The organism is Bradyrhizobium zhanjiangense (assembly GCF_004114935.1).
Classification (GTDB): domain Bacteria; phylum Pseudomonadota; class Alphaproteobacteria; order Rhizobiales; family Xanthobacteraceae; genus Bradyrhizobium; species Bradyrhizobium zhanjiangense.
Window position 1 is genome coordinate 3884971 of sequence record NZ_CP022221.1, and the last position, 19356, is coordinate 3904326.

17 protein-coding genes and 1 pseudogene are annotated in these 19356 nt (G+C 64.8%); 6 read left to right on the top strand and 12 right to left on the bottom strand.

Annotation, left to right across the window (positions count from 1 at the left end):
* Nucleotides 1–22: 22 nt before the first annotated feature.
* The 8 genes from XH85_RS18225 to XH85_RS18260 form a co-directional block, all read right to left on the bottom strand.
* Nucleotides 23–307, bottom strand: a complete 285-nt coding sequence (locus XH85_RS18225; protein ID WP_245474148.1) for a type II toxin-antitoxin system RelE/ParE family toxin — start codon at nt 305–307, stop codon at nt 23–25.
* Nucleotides 304–531: a hypothetical protein gene (locus XH85_RS18230; RefSeq protein WP_128932911.1), complete on the bottom strand. Its 228-nt coding sequence runs from the start codon at nt 529–531 to the stop codon at nt 304–306. Before XH85_RS18230 ends, XH85_RS18225 begins: the two co-directional genes overlap by 4 nt.
* A gap of 114 nt (nt 532–645) precedes the next feature.
* Nucleotides 646–1263, bottom strand: coding sequence for a 30S ribosomal protein S4 (gene rpsD, locus XH85_RS18235; protein ID WP_128932912.1), 618 nt, complete (start codon nt 1261–1263; stop codon nt 646–648).
* Nucleotides 1264–1461: 198 nt separating this feature from the next.
* A complete protein-coding gene (locus tag XH85_RS18240; RefSeq protein WP_128932913.1) occupies nt 1462–2229 on the bottom strand; it encodes an acyltransferase in 768 nt (255 codons plus the stop codon).
* A gap of 307 nt (nt 2230–2536) precedes the next feature.
* Nucleotides 2537–3310: an HpcH/HpaI aldolase family protein gene (locus XH85_RS18245; protein ID WP_128932914.1), complete on the bottom strand. Its 774-nt coding sequence runs from the start codon at nt 3308–3310 to the stop codon at nt 2537–2539.
* Nucleotides 3311–3371: 61 nt separating this feature from the next.
* Entirely contained in the window at nt 3372–4169 is a 798-nt protein-coding gene (murI, locus tag XH85_RS18250; RefSeq protein WP_128932915.1) for a glutamate racemase, read from the bottom strand.
* 186 nt (nt 4170–4355) lie between these two features.
* The gene (locus XH85_RS18255; protein WP_164934486.1) at nt 4356–5162 is read right to left on the bottom strand and encodes a Crp/Fnr family transcriptional regulator; all 807 of its coding nucleotides are present in this window, start codon (nt 5160–5162) and stop codon (nt 4356–4358) included.
* Between the two features lie 238 nt (nt 5163–5400).
* Nucleotides 5401–6474 (bottom strand): SecDF P1 head subdomain-containing protein, encoded by a 1074-nt coding sequence (locus XH85_RS18260; RefSeq protein WP_128932916.1) that lies wholly within the window; start codon nt 6472–6474, stop codon nt 5401–5403.
* Between the two features lie 250 nt (nt 6475–6724).
* Between XH85_RS18260 and XH85_RS18265 the strand changes: the two genes are divergently transcribed.
* Nucleotides 6725–8632 (top strand): acyl-CoA synthetase, encoded by a 1908-nt coding sequence (locus tag XH85_RS18265; RefSeq protein ID WP_128932917.1) that lies wholly within the window; start codon nt 6725–6727, stop codon nt 8630–8632.
* Nucleotides 8633–8839: 207 nt separating this feature from the next.
* Nucleotides 8840–10617: pseudogene (locus tag XH85_RS18270) on the top strand (caspase family protein).
* 130 nt (nt 10618–10747) lie between these two features.
* On the opposite strand, the gene XH85_RS18275 reads toward XH85_RS18270, so the two are convergent.
* Both XH85_RS18275 and purB read right to left on the bottom strand, forming a co-directional pair.
* Complete coding sequence (locus tag XH85_RS18275; protein ID WP_128932918.1) at nt 10748–11917, bottom strand: M20 aminoacylase family protein; 1170 nt, start codon at nt 11915–11917, stop codon at nt 10748–10750.
* Nucleotides 11918–12042: 125 nt separating this feature from the next.
* Nucleotides 12043–13350 (bottom strand): adenylosuccinate lyase, encoded by a 1308-nt coding sequence (gene purB / locus XH85_RS18280; protein ID WP_128932919.1) that lies wholly within the window; start codon nt 13348–13350, stop codon nt 12043–12045.
* Between the two features lie 565 nt (nt 13351–13915).
* Here purB and XH85_RS18285 point away from each other — a divergent pair.
* Nucleotides 13916–14503, top strand: coding sequence for a TetR/AcrR family transcriptional regulator (locus XH85_RS18285; RefSeq protein WP_164940186.1), 588 nt, complete (start codon nt 13916–13918; stop codon nt 14501–14503).
* A 450-nt stretch (nt 14504–14953) separates the two neighbouring features.
* Here the strand turns inward: XH85_RS18285 and XH85_RS18295 are convergent, their stop codons facing one another.
* Both XH85_RS18295 and XH85_RS18300 read right to left on the bottom strand, forming a co-directional pair.
* On the bottom strand, nt 14954–15607 hold the full coding sequence (locus XH85_RS18295; protein ID WP_128932922.1) for a response regulator: 654 nt from the start codon (nt 15605–15607) through the stop codon (nt 14954–14956).
* Nucleotides 15608–15614: 7 nt separating this feature from the next.
* Nucleotides 15615–16985: a sensor histidine kinase gene (locus tag XH85_RS18300; RefSeq protein ID WP_128932923.1), complete on the bottom strand. Its 1371-nt coding sequence runs from the start codon at nt 16983–16985 to the stop codon at nt 15615–15617.
* Between the two features lie 212 nt (nt 16986–17197).
* Here XH85_RS18300 and XH85_RS18305 point away from each other — a divergent pair, with 212 nt between their 5' ends.
* Genes XH85_RS18305 through XH85_RS18315 form a run of 3 tightly spaced genes read left to right on the top strand, consistent with a single transcriptional unit; the run spans nt 17198 to nt 19249 of the window.
* Entirely contained in the window at nt 17198–17968 is a 771-nt protein-coding gene (locus XH85_RS18305) for a MotA/TolQ/ExbB proton channel family protein (RefSeq protein ID WP_128932924.1), read from the top strand.
* Nucleotides 17965–18651 carry a hypothetical protein gene (locus XH85_RS18310; protein ID WP_128932925.1) on the top strand — a complete coding sequence of 229 codons (687 nt, stop codon included), beginning with the start codon at nt 17965–17967 and terminating at the stop codon, nt 18649–18651. The genes XH85_RS18305 and XH85_RS18310 overlap by 4 nt, the downstream gene beginning before the upstream one ends.
* A complete protein-coding gene (locus tag XH85_RS18315) occupies nt 18644–19249 on the top strand; it encodes a hypothetical protein (protein WP_091888981.1) in 606 nt (201 codons plus the stop codon). The genes XH85_RS18310 and XH85_RS18315 overlap by 8 nt, the downstream gene beginning before the upstream one ends.
* Nucleotides 19250–19356: the final 107 nt, after the last annotated feature.

Consider the following 19356-nt stretch of genomic DNA (forward strand, 5'->3'; position numbering starts at 1 on the left):
AGGGATTGGCATTCGCTCGCGGTTAGCGAGTTCTAGATGGACGCCGGGCGGCGTGACGAAACCGCATAATAACGATTTCTGTCTCGGTCACACGATAATCGATCAGATAAGGATAAGGGTTGACCGGCACGCGACGGACGGATGCACGAGTGGTCTGGCGCCCTGCATAAGGATGGTCCTGAAGCAGCGCGATAAGCGCGACAATGCGGTCGCGGACGCGGCCTGCTCCCTGGGGCGAGCGCGCTTCGATATAGGTCAGGGCCACGTCGATCTGGGCAAGCGCTCGCTTCGTGTAACGGACCTTCACAGCCCGTGCTTGGCCCACATCACGCGAACTTCATCGGCGCTAGCCAGCTCACCGCGGGCGATTTCAGCTTCGGCCTCGGCGAGATCCGCCTCTTCCGCCGCCGTCAGCTGGATCGGAGGCTGATCGACTCCGGCGAGTTCAAGCAGCGCTCGCGCCAACTCATCCTGCTCTGAATCGGGCAGGCCGGAAACCTTGCTAAAGGCCTCTTCCAGAAGACGCGTCATGATCAACTCCGTTAGTGCAAGCATAGCACGGATAGGATGAGACAGGGGAGTGGCGGCCTGAAACGAAAAAGGCCCCGGAAACCGGGGCCTTTGAACGTCGATCTGCCGAAACGATCAGCGCGAATAGAATTCGACGACCAGATGCGGCTCCATCTGCACCGGGAACGGCACGTCGGAGAGGCCGGGGATGCGCGCATACTTCGCAATCATCTTGCCATGGTCGACTTCGAGATAGTCGGGAACATCGCGCTCGGGGAGCTGGCTGGCTTCGAGCACGTGAGCGAGTTGCTTGGAGGCTTCCTTGACCTCGATCACGTCGCCGACCTTGAGCTGGTAGCTCGAGATGTTGACCTTGCGGCCGTTGACCTTGACGTGGCCGTGGTTGATGAACTGACGCGCGGCGAAGATGGTGGAGACGAACTTGGCGCGGTACACGACCGCGTCGAGACGGCGCTCGAGCAGGCCGATCAGGTTCTCGCCGGTGTCACCCTTGAGGCGGCTCGCCTCGACATAGATGCCGTGGAACTGACGCTCGCTGATGTTGGCGTAATAGCCCTTCAGCTTCTGCTTGGCGCGCAGCTGCACGCCGAAATCGGAGAGCTTGCCCTTGCGGCGCTGGCCGTGCTGGCCGGGGCCGTATTCCCTGCGGTTCACGGGGCTCTTCGGGCGGCCCCAGATGTTCTGGCCCATACGGCGATCGATCTTGTACTTCGCCTCACTACGCTTAGTCATCGCGTCCTCTTCGGTTGCATGGTTTGAGGAAACGCGCCCTCCTGTGTGACGGGCTAGGCCCGGCACCGACAGGTCCGATCCCCAAAGCTTAAGGACAGGACCACGGGTCGCGAAACGCTTCGCGGGCCGAAATCGGCCCGCGAGCAGGCGGCTTTTAGGGGAGTTTGGGGTTCGCTGTCAATGCGAATGCCCCCGGAATCAGGTCCTTACTGCCCGGATGGGCTTGGCGCCGGCTGCCCGCAATTCGGCAGCGATTTCAGTGTTGAGGACCTGTTCCAGCCGGGTCAGGACCCGGGCGATCGGGGCGGCATCCGTCACCCGGTGGTCCCAGCGGATCACGACATGGATGGTCTGGTCCGCCTCGACCACCCCATAGCTGATGACGAAGGGGCCCGGCGTGATGGGGTGGAGCTCGCCGCCGCCATAGGCGGCCACCGAGCTTACCGCGAAGCTGCCGAACCAGTTGCCGCGCTGCCGGCCGAAATTCAGCCCCACCGCCCAGGACAGGCGCCGCAGCGGCAGGGGCAGGCGGGTCGCCCGCATGATCTTGCGGAACATCGGGACGTCCTCGACCGGCGCCGTCTTGGCGCGCCGGATCTCGGCGTCGATCTGGCCCAATGGCAGGGCTTCCGGGGCCGAAATCCGCTGCGGCATCACGCATTCCTCGCCCCGTTCTACCCGGGCGATGGCGACCAGCGCCACGCTCTTCGGCAGCTCATAGAGCGACGGCCAGGGCCATTTGGCATAGACGGTCCGCAGGATCGGCTCGTCTTTGGCGACCAGGGCAAAGGCCTTGACGAACATCGCCGCCCAGCCGGCAGGCGCCATCGCGCCGGCGCGGGATTCGAGCAGGGGGCGAATATCAAGCGAACGGGAGAGCGAGACGAAGGGCACGCCCATCGAGGCGCGCATGAGGTCGCAAATCAGGCGGCGTCGCAGCGAGATGGTCTTGGGCGTCCCGCGCATTGGTCTCCGGTTCCCGCAGATTAAAATATGTGCAGCGAGCGGGTCATCCGCTCGCCGCGTGATCTAGCACGAACCAACCCGCTTGGGCTCGGTCGGTTCGTCGCATGAGGGGCGCCGGCGAGGCCAGCGGATTGGCTTTGTTGAAAACGTAAATTACTAGTATTTTCAGAGGCTTGCTGCTATATGTTTTGGCGTCGTGCACGGGCATCTGCCGGGACCCGGTAGGAATCGCCGGCCTTCAGATGCTTGTGGGCCGCCGACTCCCCTAGCAGCGCCCCGGTTCCCGGCAAGGCCGAGATCGGCTTGTTCAGCGCCTGGTCCCTTCGAACGCCGCCATGATGCCACGCTGGAACAGCGACCAGTCGAAGCCGAGCGCGATCGCCCGGTAGCCACGGTCGATCAGGGCGTTGGCCTGGTCGGCGGTGCGCGCCACGCCCCCGATCGGCACGCCGCTTCTGAGGATGCCGGCTTCCGCGCGGGCGACCAGCTCAAGCAGCTCCGGATCGTCCATCTGACCACGCTTGTTGATGGAGGTGGCGAGATCGCCGGGGCCGATCACTGCGACGTCGATGCCCGGTGTCGCCATGATCTCGTCGATGCGATTGACGGCGTCGACATGCTCGATGGTGATCATGCAGATCATCTCGTCGTCGGCGCTGGCCATGTAGTCCGGCATCGACTGGCCCCAGCGGAACGGCGCGTGGAAGGGACCCCAGAGCCGATCGCCGCGCGGCGGATAGCGCACGCTGCGCACCGCTTTCTCGGCGTCGTCGCGGTTGGTGATCATCGGGAAATTGATGCCGAAGGCACCGATGTCCATCGGTGCTTTCGCAAGCCATGGCTCGTTCGCGGCGATCCGAACCAGTGGCGTGCATGGCGTGCCCGTGGTCGCGGCGATCATCGCATGTGCTTCGGTCAATCCAATCGGCCCATGTTCGAGATCGACGATGATCCAGTCGAGCGAGCGCGCCATGATCTGCACCATCTGCACGCTCGGGATCGTCGCGATCGCGCCGAAGGCGGGGCGCCCCTCGCGCCAGAGCCGGCGGAGACGGTTGAGTGGTGTGGAGGGGACCGACATGGGAAGGCCTGCGGCAAGGTGACGACGGCAAAGCCTAGCAGCGCGCCGTTGCCGCGCAAAGTCAGGCCAGGGCGCGGCCGCCGAAGAACGGTGTAAGCATCGCCGAAAGGCCATGCACGCGGTTCGAGGTGAAGATCATCTCGGCGCCTGACTGCGCAATGCCGCCGATCCGCGGGCCAAGCAGATCCGAGACGCGGCGGGCGATCGCGGGCGCGGGGTCGATCCACTCGACCGGCCAGGGCGCCAGCCGTTTCAGCCGTTCGAGCAGAAGCGGATAATGCGTGCAGGCGAGCACCACCGTGTCGGTGCGCGATGTCGCATCCCCGGCGTCGCCGACGAAACAGGGTGCGAGTTCGGCGAGGATGGCCTCGTCGCTGATCGCAGCGCCGCTGAGCTCGGCTTCAGCCAGCGAGGCAAGCTCGGGTGAGCCGACCAGAGTCACCTCGCATCCCTGCGCGAAGTCGCGGATCAGAGCTTTGGTATATTCCCGCTTTACTGTGCCCTTGGTGCCGAGCACCGAGACGCGGCGGGTCTTCGACTGCGCGCAGGCCGGCTTGATCGCCGGCACCGTGCCGACGAAGGGTACGGAATAGGCGGCGCGCAAGTGAGACAGGACCAGGGTGGATGCCGTGTTGCAGGCGATGACGATGAGGTCGGGATCATGCGTACCGATCAATTCACCCATCAACGGCACCACGCGGGCGATGATCTCGTCCTCGCCATGGTGGCCGTAGGGGAAGAAGGCGTCGTCGGCGACATAGACGTAATGCGCGTCCGGGCGTGCGGCGACGACCTCACGGAGCACCGTGAGTCCGCCAAGGCCGGAATCGAACACCAGGATGGTCGGGGAGTTGGTCACGTCATTACCTTAAGGCGCCATGGTTACCATTCGGTTTTTAGGGCGGTTTTGCGGCGGGACCGCCCCAGCGCCAATCTGGAAGGGTCGAATGCGCTGCGGACGGGACATATCCGCAAAATTGCGCGGAGCCATCGTGTCCTAGACTGGCCGCAACGCCTTTGGCGTTGCGGCGTGGAGGCGGGGCGGTCACGCGATCCTGTTCGTGGCGGCCGCCCGCTCCGTGGCGAGCTGCTTCTGCAGGCGATCGATGTTTTGCAAGAGGCGCTGGCTGGTCAGCACCAGGAAGTAATAACCGAACTGCGGATCCTGGAAATAAATCTCGAGCAGCCGGTCATAGGTGATCGTCAGCACCTGTCCGTCTTCGATGCACTCGATCGTTCCGGTGCGCCGGTTGTCCGGCGTGAGAAAGCCGAGCTCTCCCATGAGAGTTCCCGGCCCGATCTCGACATTGATCTCCTTGACCAGGAATTTTCCGGTGACCGTGAGGAGCATCTCATTGGCGGGGTCGCCCAGCCTGAACAGCGTGTCGCCATGGCGATATTTGCGCTCGGTCATGAACGGCTTGAGCCATTCGATCGACATGTCGCCTTCGGCCGCATGGCGCGCCTTCTTGACCAGCTTGAGCATCTGCCGCAGCCGCAGGGCGTTGATCGGCAGCAACAGAAGATACAGGAGGAACGTCGAGACGTTGGCGGAGAGCGCGCCGAAAACGGCGAACAACGCGCAGCCGATCATGTTGGCGACGCGCAGCGGCACCATCGTCCGCATCAAGAGGGTGGCGACGAAGAAGACGGCGCCGACCGCGGCGAACAGATTGGCCAACGTGATGTTGTGGACGAAGATCTCCAGCAGCCGGTTGAAGATCGCGTCGTAGGTGACGTTGTTTGGATCGAGGCCCATCTGGACCAGGATCTTCGCGATCCTGAGGTTGTCCGTTGCCGCATCGAGAATGCGGTCGAGGATCGAGGAAACGTCTGCGCTGCCGGACGGCATGGTACTAACCCCGCGTAAGGCCTTCAGTCCTGCTCGGTATTCGTATAGCCGAAATCGAATGACGGCCGCCTGAAATGAAGCCTTTGGCCATCATGCCGCAAGAGGCAAATTTTAGCTTGATCGGGCGTTTCGGCAATTGCCCCTTTGGTTGTGCGTCGGCCCGCAACGCGGCCGTGATTCGGGGCGACTTCAGCGTCGCGGATGGGCCCGACGCCGCGGGGGCCGCCCGATCTCCGCCTTAGGGCTTGGCGGCGGGTTGCACGACCTGCTGCTCGACGAGGCCAAGACGTCCGGGCAGCGAGCCTGCGCGCAGCAGCATGGCGACGCTGTTGGCCTCTTCCAGGGTGAAGTTGCCGGAGATCTGGCCTGAGCCGCCGGTGATGGGCTCGCGGATCACGGGAGCGGCGATCACCTTGTCGTCGAGCACAATGGCAAAGGGCTTTCCGATGTTCTCTGCGGTGATGCGGGCGAAGCGCCGCGTGCCGCGGCCGTTGAAGCGGAACGAGGCGATCGGCTCGTTCGTGTCGCTCGTAAATCCGGGTCCCGCATAGCCGATGTCGTCGCCGTCGAGCGCGCTGTCCTTGGCAACGAGATAAGAAAGCCTGTCCTTGAAGCCGAGCAGGACTTCCGTGCCAGTGGGCGGCGTGACGGATCGCGCCTGCTCCGGCGGCATCGAGAGATCGATCAGGCGGAAGCTGACCCGCACCTTCTTGGCGAAGATTGTGGTGATGCGCTCGGGCTCCATCGCGCCCGGCAGGAAGATGCGGATGCGGTCCGTTCCCTCGGGCTGGACGCTGACGAGTGTGATGCCGGCGTCCTTAAGGCGCTGCTCGATCATAGCGATGGAATCTTCGACGAGATCGTGCAGCCGTGCGGCGGATGCGGCGTCGGTCGGCGCAAGCCTGATCAGTCCGTCGCCGGCGTCGGTCGCGGTGAGCGCGTGCGTGGGCAATCCCTCCGCCGCCGAGGCCAGCTTGCGTGTGAGCTGTTCGCGACCTTTGGCGTCCGCAATCTTCACTTCGACGCCGCCGTCGCTGATCGCAAGTCCGGAGAAGGCGATCCGCCCCTCGCGCAGAATCTTGTAGGCGTCGTCGCGCAGATCCGTGACGACCGCCTCCCGTAAGCCATCGGTGTCCACCTTGTAGATGATGCGGGATCCGCCCAGCTTCTCCATCTTGTCGGCGACGAAAGCCGCGACCTTGGTGCGCATCTTGTCGAATTGAGTGTCGGCCAACGCCACGCGAGGCAGCACGATCGCCATGGCGAGTCCGACGAGCAGGCTTGTGATGCGGTTCCGCAGATGCGTAGGCATGATCACCTCAAGTCTTGCGGCAGGACGCTGGCGGGGAGGCCGGCGCCAGTTTCTTGGTCCCCGGATCGGGTGTGGAGGTTCAATTTCGGTCTGGATTGAGGCGGAGCGCCGCGGCCGGTAGGCGATGGACGAACGCCAAATCATCCATCATTGTGTTCCCGCTCGACCGGCAAATCGGTCGAGGCCTCGCCGAACCAAAATGTCAAAAGACAGGGGGCGGGGACATGCATCTGAGGGAGGACGAAATTCCATGGCGGGCATCCATGCGCTCGATCGGCTCATCGGCAACGACTATCCGGATTTCTTGACGGACGCCGACGTCCGGGCCTTCGAGCAGATTCCTTATGCCGATCGCGTCGCGGCCGAGAGCACCTATGACGCGATCAGGCTGGGTGCAGCGCGCAACCCCGACGGCGCGGCGATCCAGTTTCTGCAAAACGCCGATCCCGCCGACACGCCGGTCGTGGTCACGTATCGCGATTTCATCGCGCGCGTCACGCAGGCCGCCAACATGTTTCACGCGTTGGGAGCGGAGAAGGGCGACGTCATCAGCTTCATGCTGCCGCTCGTGCCGGATGCCTTCGTGACGCTGTTCGGCGCCGAAGCCGCGGGCATCGCCAATCCCGTCAACCCGCTGCTCGAGCCGCACCAGATCGCGGAGATCTTGGAGGCCGCGAACACGAAAATCCTGGTGGCGCTCGGGCCGATGCCCGGCACCGACATCTGGCAGAAGGTCGAGCAGATCCGCCCGCAACTGAAGCATCTCAAGGCCATCGTGCAGGTGTTCGGCGGCGGCGATCCCGCCAACGGCATCTTCGCCTTCGGCGACCTGATCAAGCAGCAGCCGTCGGACCGGCTTGTCAGCGGGCGCAAGATTTCGGGTGCCGACATCGCCGCCTATTTCCACACCGGCGGCACCACCGGCACGCCGAAGCTGGTGCGGCACACCCATGCCAACCAGGTCTATCAGGCCTGGGCGCTCAATCTGCTGCTGAAGGCGAAGCCTGGCTCCAATCTGCTGTTCGGCATGCCGCTGTTTCACGTCGGCGGATCGTTGACGCAAGTGCTGCTGACGCTGTCGAGCGGCGGCTCGCTGGTCGTGCTGTCGCCGAGCGGCTGGCGCAATCCGAATGCGGTGAAGAACATCTGGCAGCTGGTCGAACGCTACAGGCCCGACGCGCTGTCGAGCGTGCCGACGGTGCTCGCCGCTACGCTGGCGGTACCGCCAGGCAACGCCGACATCTCCAGCTTGAAATATGCCGCCGGCGGCGGCTCGGCGATTCCCGTCGCCGTGGGCTCGGCGATCCAGGACAAGCTCAAGCTGCCGGTGATCGAGGTCTACGGCATGACCGAGACCTCGAGCGTGCACACCCTGGCCTATCCGTCGCGGCCGATCCGGCTCGGCTCGGTCGGCCTTCCCATGCCTTACGCGCGCGTGCGCATCGTGCAACTCGATGCCAATGGCCGCCTGATCCGCGACTGTGCGCCCGACGAGATCGGTGTCGTCATCATGGCCGGGCCGGGCGTGTTCGGCGGCTATCTCAACGACGAGCACAACAAGGGCGCCTTCGTCGACGAGGTCTGGGTCAATTCTGGCGATCTCGGCCGGCTCGATGCCGACGGCTATCTCTGGATCACCGGCCGCGCCAAGGACCTCGTGATCCGCGGCGGCCACAACATCGATCCGGCGCCGATCGAGGAGATCATGTTCAGACATCCCGCCGTCGGCTTCGCCGCGGTGGTCGGCCAGCCCGACGCCTATGCTGGCGAACTGCCGGTGGGCTATGTGCAGTTGAAGCCGGGCGCGAGCGTCGAGCCGGGCGAGCTCGAAACGTGGGTGCGCGAGCGCACGCCGGAGCGCGCCGCCGTGCCGGTGCAGGTGATTCCGATCAATCCGATGCCGGTGACGGGCGTCGGCAAGGTGTTCAAGCCGCAGTTGCGTTGGGACGCGGCGGAGCGCGTGTTCACTAAGGTGCTGGCGCCGATCGTCGCGCGCGGCATCGATTGCAAGGTGAAGGTCGGCGCGCATGGCAGCCACGGCTCGATCGCCACCGTGACGCTTGCGGGCCTGCCACCGGATCAGCGCGAGGTGGTCGCGAACGAGGTGCATGCGCTGCTTGCACCGTTCGTGATGCGCCACGAGGTGGTGCACATGTAGCGGACCCCGATAGACGGCTTCGGCGTCAGTCCGAAAGCAGGGCGACGCTGCGCCGCATTATCCATATCCCCCATCAGGGCGTCTTATGTGATGGGCATCACATAGGAAGAATTAGCAATCAGCGATGCTTCCGAATAGTCTCGTGGAATTGCATCCGGGGGGACGCAAGTGATTCCGTTTCGGCTATTTGCTTTGTTGATAGTTGCGATGGGCCTTACCTGCGGATCGGCGCATGCCGACCGGCGGGTGGCGCTCGTGATCGGCAATTCCGCCTACAAGAGCGCGCCGAAGCTCGGCAATCCCGTCAACGATGCCACCCTGGTCGGCGGCATGTTCAAGAAGGCCGGCTTCGATTCCGTGGACGTCAGGCTGGATCTCAGCGCCAGCGAGATGCGGCGCATGCTGCGCGAATTCGCCGGCAGGTCGCGCGACGCGGACATGGCGGTGATCTATTACGCCGGTCACGGCATCGAGCTCGACGGCAACAACTATCTCATTCCGACCGATGCCACGCTGGAGACGGACGGCGACGTTCTCGACGAGACCATTCCGGTCGAGCGTGCGCTGTTCGCGGTCGAGCCGGCCAAGCAGCTGCGCCTGATCATTCTCGACGCCTGTCGCGACAATCCATTCGCGAAGACGATGAAGCGCACGCTGGCCTCGCGCGCGATCGGACGCGGCCTGGCCAAGGTCGAGCCGACCAGCCCGAACACGATGATTGCCTTCGCGGCCAAGGCTGGGTCGACCGCATCGGACGGCGATGCCAGAAACAGCCCGTTCGCCACGGCACTGGTCGAGCACCTGCCGAAGCCGGGACTCGATCTGCGCAAGGCCTTCGGCTTCGTCCGCGACGACGTGCTGAAGGCGACCGGCTACAAGCAGGAGCCCTATGTCTACGGCTCGCTCGGCGGCGACGACGTGCCCCTCGTCGTGAGACCTGCGGCAACCGGTCCCCAAGCCAACCCGCAGGAGGCCATTCGCAGGGATTACGAGCTCGCGCTCCAGCTCGCGACACGCGACGGCTGGGAAGCGTTTCTGGCGCAATATCCCGATGGCTTCTATGCCAACCTCGCCAAGGGCCAGCTGAACAAGATCGGCGCCGAAGAGACGCGTGCTGCAGCCGAACAAAAGGCCCGGGCGGCCGAGCAGGAAAAGGCAAGGCTCGTTGCCGAGCGCGCCCAGAAGGCCGAGCAGGAGAAGGTCGCCGCGGCCGCCAAAGCCGCTGAAGATGCGCGCATCGCCGCGGAGAAGCAAAAGCAGATCGAGCAGGCGAAGGCTGAAGCGGCCGAACGCGAGAAGGCGGCGGAGGCGGCGGCCGCGAAGGCGCTGGCCGAGAAACAGGCCATGGAAATGGCGGCGGCCGAGGCCGCGGCGAAGCAGGCCGCAGACAAGCAGGCGGCCGACGCCGAGAGCAAGAAGGTCGCTGCGCTGTCGCCCCCGTCCGCCCCGCAACCTGGCGATCTTGCTAAATCAGTCCAGCTCGAGCTGCGACGCGTTGGTTGCATGAAGGCTGAGCCGACCGGCGAGTGGAGCGAAACCGCGCAACGGTCGCTGTCACTGTTCAACAGATACGCCGGCACGAAATTCGACGCGAAGCTTGCGAATACTGATGTGCTCGATGCCCTGAAGACCAAGTCGGACGCATTTGCCCGCTGGTCTGCGACCATGGCTTCAGGGCCGACGGCGATGCCTGCACGAAGATTGTCTGTCGCCCTGGCTACCGCGTCAGCGACGACAATGAATGCGAGAAGATCCAGGAGAAGAAGCCGGTCGCGACGCGCGAGGACTCGCGGAAGCGGGACGCAGATCGGAAGGCAACCGAAGCTGCGCCGTCCAAGCCGGAGGCGAGTGGGCAGATGGTCTGCAACAATGCCGGCTGCCGCCCGGTAGGGCGCGGATGCCGGCTTGTTCAGCATTCGGGTGCGATAGGTGCGGGCACCGGCTATGGGACGTCCACGGTCGGAACCAAGGAAGTCTGCAATTAAGCGCCGTGCGGTTCACGATGTCGGGCATTGTAGCCCGGATGAGCGCAGCGACATCCGGGGCAGTGCCGCAATCTGACGAGACTTGTCCCGGGTGTCGCTTCCGCTCACCCGGGCCACAAGCTTTGGTCAGCTACGCCGGCATCCGCGTCTCGATCAGGCGCACCCAGAACGAGGCGCCGTGGCCGAGGATGTTGTCGTTGAAGACATAGGCCGGGTGGTGGCACTCGTTGCCGTCACCCATGCCGACCAGCACCATGGCGCCGGGACGCGCTTCGAGCATGAAGGAGAAATCCTCGGCGCCCATCATCGGAACGAACTTGTCGTTGACGCGATCAGTGCCGACGATGTCGCGGGCGACGTCGGCGGCAAGGCCGGCCTCGCGCGCATGGTTCATCGTCACGGGATACATCCGCGTGTACTTGGTCTCGGCCGAGCCGCCATAGGCGCGCGCGACGCTGTCGGCGACCTCGCCTATGCGGCGCTCGACGAGATCGCGGACTTCAGGATCGAGCGTGCGCACGGTGCCGGCGAGCTCGGCGACTTCAGGGATGATGTTGAAGGCGGTGCCGGCGTGGAACTGGGTGATCGAGATAACGGCCGATTTGAGCGGGTCGACATTGCGCGAGACGATCGACTGAAGCGCATTGACGATTTGCGATCCGATCAGGACGCTATCGACCGATTTGTGCGGGCCGGCGCCGGCATGGCCGCCCTTGCCATTAACGATGATCTGGATGTTGTCGGAGGAGGCGAGCATCGCGCCGGGAGTGGTTGCGAAATGGCCTTCGGGCAGGCCCGGCATGTTGTGCATGCCGTAGACCTCCTGGATGTTCCAGCGCGTCATCAGCCCGTCCTCGACCATGGCCTTGCCACCGCCGCCGCCTTCCTCGGCGGGCTGGAAGATCATGATCGCCGTACCGTCGAAATTGCGCGTCTCGGCGAGATATTTGGCCGCGCCGAGCAGCATCGCGGTGTGACCGTCATGGCCGCAGGCGTGCATCTTGCCGGGCACTTTTGAGGTGTAAGGTACGCCTGACGTCTCCATGATCGGCAGCGCGTCCATATCGGCGCGGAGGCCAATGGTCTTGCCGGAGGCGGACTTGCGGCCGCGGATCACGCCGACCACGCCGGTGCGGCCGATGCCCGTCACCACCTCGTCACAGCCGAACTCGCGCAGCTTGTCGGCGACGATGCCGGCGGTGCGGTGGACTTCGTAGAGCAGCTCGGGGTTCTCGTGGAAGTCATGGCGCCAGGCGGCCATTTCGTCGGACAGGGCGGCAACGCGATTGACGATGGGCATGGAGGATCCGTTCTTGTTGTCGTTCGTAGTTCGAGGGTGGGTTAGCTCCGCGGACGCGAAAGAGGTGGGTTACGCCCAGCGGACTGCGCTTCGCGCAGGCCGCAAAGCTAACCCACCCTACGATCCTACGCTTCGCCGAACACGCGCTTAAAGATCGTATCGACGTGCTTGAGGTGATAGCCGAGGTCGAACTGCTCCTCGATCTCGGCATCGCTGAGATATTTCTTCACCTCAGTGTCCTTCTTCAGGAGCTGAAGGAAATCGCCTTCGCCGCGCCAGACCGGCATCGCGTTGCGCTGCACGAGCTTGTAGGCGTCCTCGCGACTGGCGCCCTTCTGCGTCAAAGCCAGCAGCACGCGCTGGGAGTGCACGAGGCCGCCGAGGCGGTCGAGGTTCTTCTGCATGTTGGCGGGGTACACCAGCAGCTTGTCGATCAGGCCGGCGAGGCGCACCAGCGCGAAGTCGAGGGTCACCGTCGCGTCCGGGCCCATCATGCGCTCGGCGGAAGAGTGCGAGATGTCGCGTTCGTGCCAGAGCACGACGTTCTCCAGCGCCGGCGTCACATAGGCCCGCACCATGCGGGAGAGACCGGTGAGGTTTTCCGAGAGCACCGGATTGCGCTTGTGCGGCATCGCCGAAGAGCCCTTCTGTCCCTCCGAAAAGAATTCTTCGGCCTCCAGCACCTCGGTGCGCTGCATGTGGCGGATCTCCACCGCGATGCGTTCGATCGAGGAGGCGATCACGCCAAGTGTCGAGAAATACATCGCGTGGCGATCGCGCGGGATCACCTGCGTCGAGATCGGCTCCGGCACGAGGCCCATGGCCTTGGCGACGTGCGCTTCGACGCGCGGGTCGATCTGCGCGAATGTGCCGACGGCGCCGGAGATGGCGCAGGTCGCGACCTCCTTGCGCGCCGCAATCAGACGCTCCTTGGCGCGCGAGAATTCGGCATAGGCATAGGCGAGCTTGAGGCCGAAGGTGACGGGCTCGGCATGGATGCCGTGGCTGCGGCCGATGGTTGGCGTCATCTTGTGCTCGAAGGCGCGCTTCTTCAGGGCGGCCAGCACCTTGTCGAGGTCGGCGAGCAGCAGGTCGGCGGCGCGGGTGAGTTGGACGTTGAGGCAGGTGTCGAGCACGTCGGAGGAGGTCATGCCCTGGTGCACGAAACGTGCCTCGGGGCCGACGATCTCGGCGAGGTGGGTGAGGAAGGCGATGACGTCGTGCTTGGTCTCGCGCTCGATCTCGTCGATGCGGGCGACGTCGAACGTGGCGTCCTTGGCCTTGGCCCAGACGGTCTTGGCGGCCTCCTTGGGGATGGTGCCAAGCTCGGCGAGCGCGTCCGCCGCATGCGCCTCGATCTCGAACCAGATCTTGAACCGGGTCTGCGGCTCCCAGATCGAGGCCATTTCCGGGCGGGTATAGCGGGGGATCATCTGACGGCTCCAAGAGGTGGGCGGGACGCCCCTGGGGATGCTAGGGGCGTGGGCTCCGGCCAAAATGCTTTTTACGCCGCGATTTAGCAGAGCGGGGAGGGCGAAACAAACGATCGGGCTCAGGGAGCGGGGTACGAGGGCAACTATCCACCGGTCGGGCGGGGCGAGCCTGCGCCGGAGCAAAAATTGGCTGTCAATCACGGATCATTGACTGACAGATATTGAAATCTGTCAGCGAGACGTGTATATCCGTAACCGGACGCTCCGATTGGGCGTCCCGCGACAAGCCCCGGGGAGCCCGACATCCGAAACAAGCTCGGATCGGAGGGCGGATTGAAGAACGGGGACCGCGGACGAATGGAGACTTAAGACAATGACGACCGAAATCCTCAATTTCACCGGCGTGATTGGGCATTGGCTCAATTTGCTGGTGGCGCGCCAGATCGCGGCGCAGGCTGCAAAACTGCCTCATTAAGGCATAGGCTTTCCGAACGACCGGCCAGGGCGCTTCGGAAGCGGTCCTACTGCCGGGTAACTGAACCCTGAACGGGAACATGGTGCTGGCATGAACGAAGCTGTTGTCTTGACGCCGGAGCGGATCCTCGAAGTCACCGAGGACGTGCTCAGGCGCTTCGGACTTGCCAAGGCCACGGTGGTCGACGTTGCCCGTGCGCTCGATGTGAGCCACGGCAGCGTCTATCGTCATTTCCCGAGCAAGGCCTCGCTGCGCGAGGCCGTTGCCAAACGCTGGCTCGACCGCATCGACTCACCGTTGCGCGCGATCGCCGGGGAGCAGGGCCCCGCGCCTGACAGGCTGGATCGCTGGTTGCGCACGCTGTTCGCCGCCAAGCGTTCGCGCGTGCTCGACGACCCCGAGATGTTCCAGACTTATCTGACGCTGGCGCGCGAGGCCTGTGCGGCCGTCAAGTGTCACAAGGACACCATGATCGACCAGATCGCGGCGATCCTGACCGACGGCGTCAAGCAGGGCGTATTCGAGGTGGAGGACGTCAAGACCACCGCGCGCGCCATCTTCGATGCCACCGTCCGCTTCCACCATCCGGCCCATGCCGACGAGTGGAAGGATGCCGATCTCTCCGCGCGCGTCGATGCGACGCTGGCGCTGCTGCTGCGTGGGCTGAAGGCGGCCTAAAGCCGCACGATCCCTTCAAAAGCGGTACGGCTAATCAACCTCTCGCCTTGTGGAGCAGGGGGTCGTCGCGAAGCGAGGGCGAGGAAGCCTGATGTCTTCGCGTGTGGAAAGCAGGGTCGGACGAGGGCACGACCGGCAGACTCTCCGGATATGCATTGACCGCGATTTCGACGACGTCCTTCGACCGCTTTCGAAGACGGTAGAATGTGAGTTCCTGATCGAGCATTGGGCAGCGGAAGTGGACGACGGCGGTGTCCGGTAGGCGGCAAAGCTCGTCAATGAGTTCGCCTACTGTGATGATCGGGGGATGGTCGACTGTTTTGTGATGACCCTTACTCATGACCGTTACTCCTTCACTCCGTTGCTAACCGAAACTGAACGGTCTCCGTTCCATTCCGCTTGGCACATTGAGAAGGTTCACAGGACTGAAGCGATGCGGCAGCCCTGCTGCTAGATCCTCGTCAACCCGCACGACGCCGCAAGCCGTACGAGTTGCGCGTCCGTGCGCGCGCCCGTCTTCGACTTGATCAGATAGTGATAGTTCTGCACCGTCTTCACACTGAGGTTGAGATGCGCTGCGATCTGCTCGGTGGTGGCGCCGCCGGCGAACTGCCGCAGGATCTCGATCTCACGCTCGCCCAGTTGATCCAGCGCCGAGCCGGTCGGCGACAGGCTGTCCTCGGCTAAAATATGCGCGATGTCGTCGCTCATCGCACGCTCGCCGCGCGCTACGCTGCGGATCGCATTCACGACAGCCGACGGCTCACTGCTCTTGGTGACGAAGCCAGAGGCGCCGGCGCTGAAGGCGGCTTTCACCAGCACGGCTTCGTTGTGCATGGTGAAGACGAGAATGCGCGCCCGCGGGCTGCGCGCACGGATGTTGCGGATCGCCTCCAGCCCGCTCGCGCCGGGCATCGAGATATCAAGCACGACGACATCGGGATCGTGCGCCTTGAAGGCACCATAGGCGTCCGCGGCGTTGTCGGCTTCCGCCACGACGCGAAGATCGCCCTGGCTTTCCAGCACGCGCCGGTAGCCTTGCCGCACGATCGGGTGGTCGTCGACCAGCAGCACGGAGATTCCTGTTGCCGCGACCTCGCTCATCTCGGCCTCACGCGGCGAGCGGGATGGTGGCGGCCACGCTGAGGCCGCGGGTCGCGGGCAGGATCGACAGCGATCCACCGGCGGCCGCAACACGTTCGCGGATGCCGGTGAGGCCGAAACCGGCCGATTGCGCGACGCGCTCCGCATCGCCGCCGCCGTCGTCCTCGACACGGATCAGGAGCGCGTCGTCCTCGCCGGCTTGGCGCTCGATGCGCAACGAGATCTCGCGCGCCGAGCCGTGACGCAGGGCATTGGTCAGGCATTCCTGCGCCACGCGATAGGCGGTGGTGGCCGCCGGGCCGCTGATGTCGGTGAGATCGCCCCTGAGGTCGAGCTGGATCGTCGGCCGCGCCGCGCTTTGCGAACGCCAGCTGTCGACGAGATTGACGAGACAGGCCTCGAGCCCAAGCTCCTCGGGCAGCGGATTGCGCAGCCGCTTCAAGGCGTCACGCAGCGAGGCCATCAGGTGATGGGTGGCCTGCGAGATCATGCGCGCATCCTGCGCGATGCCGTTGTCTTTGCTTTCCTTCGCGCTCGCCGTCTCGATGGTGTTGGCGAAGGCGAGGATGGCCGATAGATTTTGTCCGAATTCGTCGTGGAGCTCGCGGGCGAGCGCGCGGCGTTCGTCGTCTCGGATCTCGATCAGCCGCCGTGTCAGCGCCGCGCGCTGCTCGGTCGCTTCCTCCAGCCGGCCGCCGAGCGCATCGACGGCGCTACCGATCATCGCAAGCTCCATCGAACGGAAGCGCGGCAGCTTCGTACGATACTGGCCGCGCGCCATGCGCTGCAAGGCGGTGACGATGGTGCGTGCCGGCGCCAGCGCGTGCGCGATCGCGAGCGAAGCCAGCAGAGCGATTGCCGCCGCCATCAGCAGAGCAACGTCGATCACGTTGAGGATGTACTCCCAGGCGAGCGAGATTGCGGCGGCGGCGTCCGGCGTCGCAACCACCGTGCCGGCGGCTGCCGCGCGGGGACTGACAGGCCGCACCACCTCGGCGTGGCTGCCGAGGAAGGTCGGCACGATCGATGCGAACCAGCGCGGCGGTGTCTTGCCGATGCCTTGGCTCTGGCCGCAGAGCGGCTTCTCGAACGCCGCGGCTGGCTGGAACTCGACGCAGACGCCGGGCGAGATCAGCTTCATCGTCTCCAGCGTGCGCCAATCCGGAATCGGCAAGAGATGCTCGCGGGCTCTGCTGCTGCGCAGCAAGAGCTCACGCCAGTACAGCGCCTGAAGCGCCTGCGCGACCCGCTGCGCGGAGGCCGCCGTCGCCCGGTCGACGCTGCGGTAGGCGTCGAACGTGGCCCACACCGTCGCCGCTCCCAGGCACAGCGCCACAATGAGCAGCAGACGGGCGACGAGCTGAAGCACGAGGCGCATGCGATCACCCCCAACGTTTGGTAAGCTCAGCCTAACAACGCCGCCGCGCCTTGCCAATTGCGGGGAACGGCAGGATGGCAGCTCGGGCAAATTTCCCAAGCCGGATTGGGCATGAGTCTTTGGACCTGGCGCGGCGGCTTTGATCTAATCGGGCAAGAATCTTTCTCGGCCAATCGTCGCAGCCAATCGGCGCAAGTCAGGAGCAGTGCAGCATGAGTTCTATGACGATTGGACCGATCGCGGGCCAAGCTGCCGACCCATCCGAGCGCAGCGCACTGCTGTTCTGGATGATCTTCACCGGGCTCTCGGTCTTCGCCGTCGTGCTCTTGTGGCGCTTCGGCCTGATCCACCTGATGCTGACCTCCGACCGCACCTACATTTCGAGCGTGATCGCGGTGCTTTATGTCGTCACCTGCGGCCACTGCTTCCTGCGGACGCGGGCGATCGCCCGTGAGGGCGCAGCGGCACGGCGCTGCCGGGCGGTGCTGTCGGCCGTCGGCGGCAGCAAGGCGCTGGATGCAGGGGCGACGGCGCTGCCGCGGGGCCTCGTGCGCGATCACATCGAGAGCCTCGTGACCAAGGCCGCCGCGCAAGGCTACCGGCCGGTCGACCAGACGCTGCTGCTGCGGACGCTGGCCGACCGGCTGCGCGGCTCCAACGGCTTCGGCGCTTTCGTCTCGGACACGCTGATGAAGCTCGGCCTGCTCGGCACCATCATCGGCTTCATCATCATGCTGGCGCCGATCGCGGGCCTGGATGCCGCCGACAAGACCGCGATGCGCTCCTCGATGGGGCTGATGAGCGACGGCATGGCGGTGGCGATGTACACGACGTTGGCGGGCCTCGTCGGCTCGATCCTGGTCCGCATCCAGTACTACATGCTGGATGCGGCGACCCAGCGGGTGTTCTCGGATGCGGTGGTGCTGACCGAGACCTATGTGACCCCGGTCCTGGAGCGCAGGGGATCTGGGACGCCGTCATGATGGATGATTTCGGTCTCTATCCGCGCGAGGAGGCGTTCGATCCGCTCGGCGTGATGCTGTTCAAGGCGCTCCAGGTGATCGCGTTCCTGTTCTTTCTGGCATTGCTTGCGGTCTCGCCGGATGCCAAGGACGGCAAGATCGATTCCAAGGCCGAGTTTATGATCACGCTGGACTGGCCGGACAATCACCCCGACGATCTCGACCTGTTCGTGCAGGACCCTGCCGGCAACATCGCCTGGTACCGCCACCGCGAGGCCGGCTTCCTCACGCTGGACCGCGACGATCGCGGCGGCGCCAATGACTTCATCATCGTCGCCGGCAAGAAGATCGCCTCGCCCATCCGCGAGGAGATCGTCACCGTGCGCGGCATCCTCGCCGGCGAATACACCGTCAATGTCTCGCATTTCGTCGCGACGACCGGCGAGCCCGTGACGGCCAATGTGAAGGTGCAGAAGCTCAATCCGACCGCGCAGGTGATCTTCGACAACAAGTTTACGCTCGACCACACCGGCGACGAGAAGACCGCAGTCCGGTTCCGGCTCGATGCCGAGGGCAAGGTGGTCAATGTGGATCAGCGGCCGAAGTCGCTGCTGGAGACGTTTCGCAGCAGTTGGCGCAACGGCGGCGATGTCGATCCCAAGACCGGTGTGAGCAAGAACGCTGTGAGGGTGCGCCGTGATTAGCCTGCAGACGGTCATCCTCTCGCTGTCGGTCGCCTACGCCGTCGTAGGCGCGCTGCTGCTGGTCGTTCTGGTCTATGCGCGGCTGCACTGGTCCCTGAAGGCGGTCGCGGTGGTCGTGACCAGCGCCTTCTATGTCGTCAGCTTCACCGAGATGCGCGGGCTGCTCGGCTGGGCCAGCTCCGACCGGATGCCGGCCGCCTTCAAGCTGCTCCAGGCCCGCATCGTCGAGCCGCATTCGCTGGAGGGCGATCCCGGCTCGATCTATCTCTGGGTCGAGGCGCTGGACGAAGACAATCGCCCGAGCGGCATTCCGCGGGCGTTCCGGGTGCCTTATGACGACAGGCTGGCCGACAAGACCCATGCGGCGCAGAACGAGATCGCGGCCGGGCATCCGCAGGGCGGGCGCGCCGCCGATTTCGGCGGCGGTGACGGCAGCCTGATCGACATGGTGCGGGAATATGTGACGCCGAAGACGATCCTGGAGACCAGTGGCGGCGATTCCTCGACCGGCGAGTTCAATGCCCCGCCGGCCGGCGCGCAAAGCGCTGTGTTCACGCCGCTGCCGCCGCCCCGGATGCCGCCAAAGGACGAGCAATAGGCCCTTCACCATCGCGGCAGCGACCCGCTGGAAAACCGACCCGCGCCGGCGCATGTTCTTGACGTCCCTCAATTTGGCCTTATCGGCTTCCGATAAGATTTGAGGGT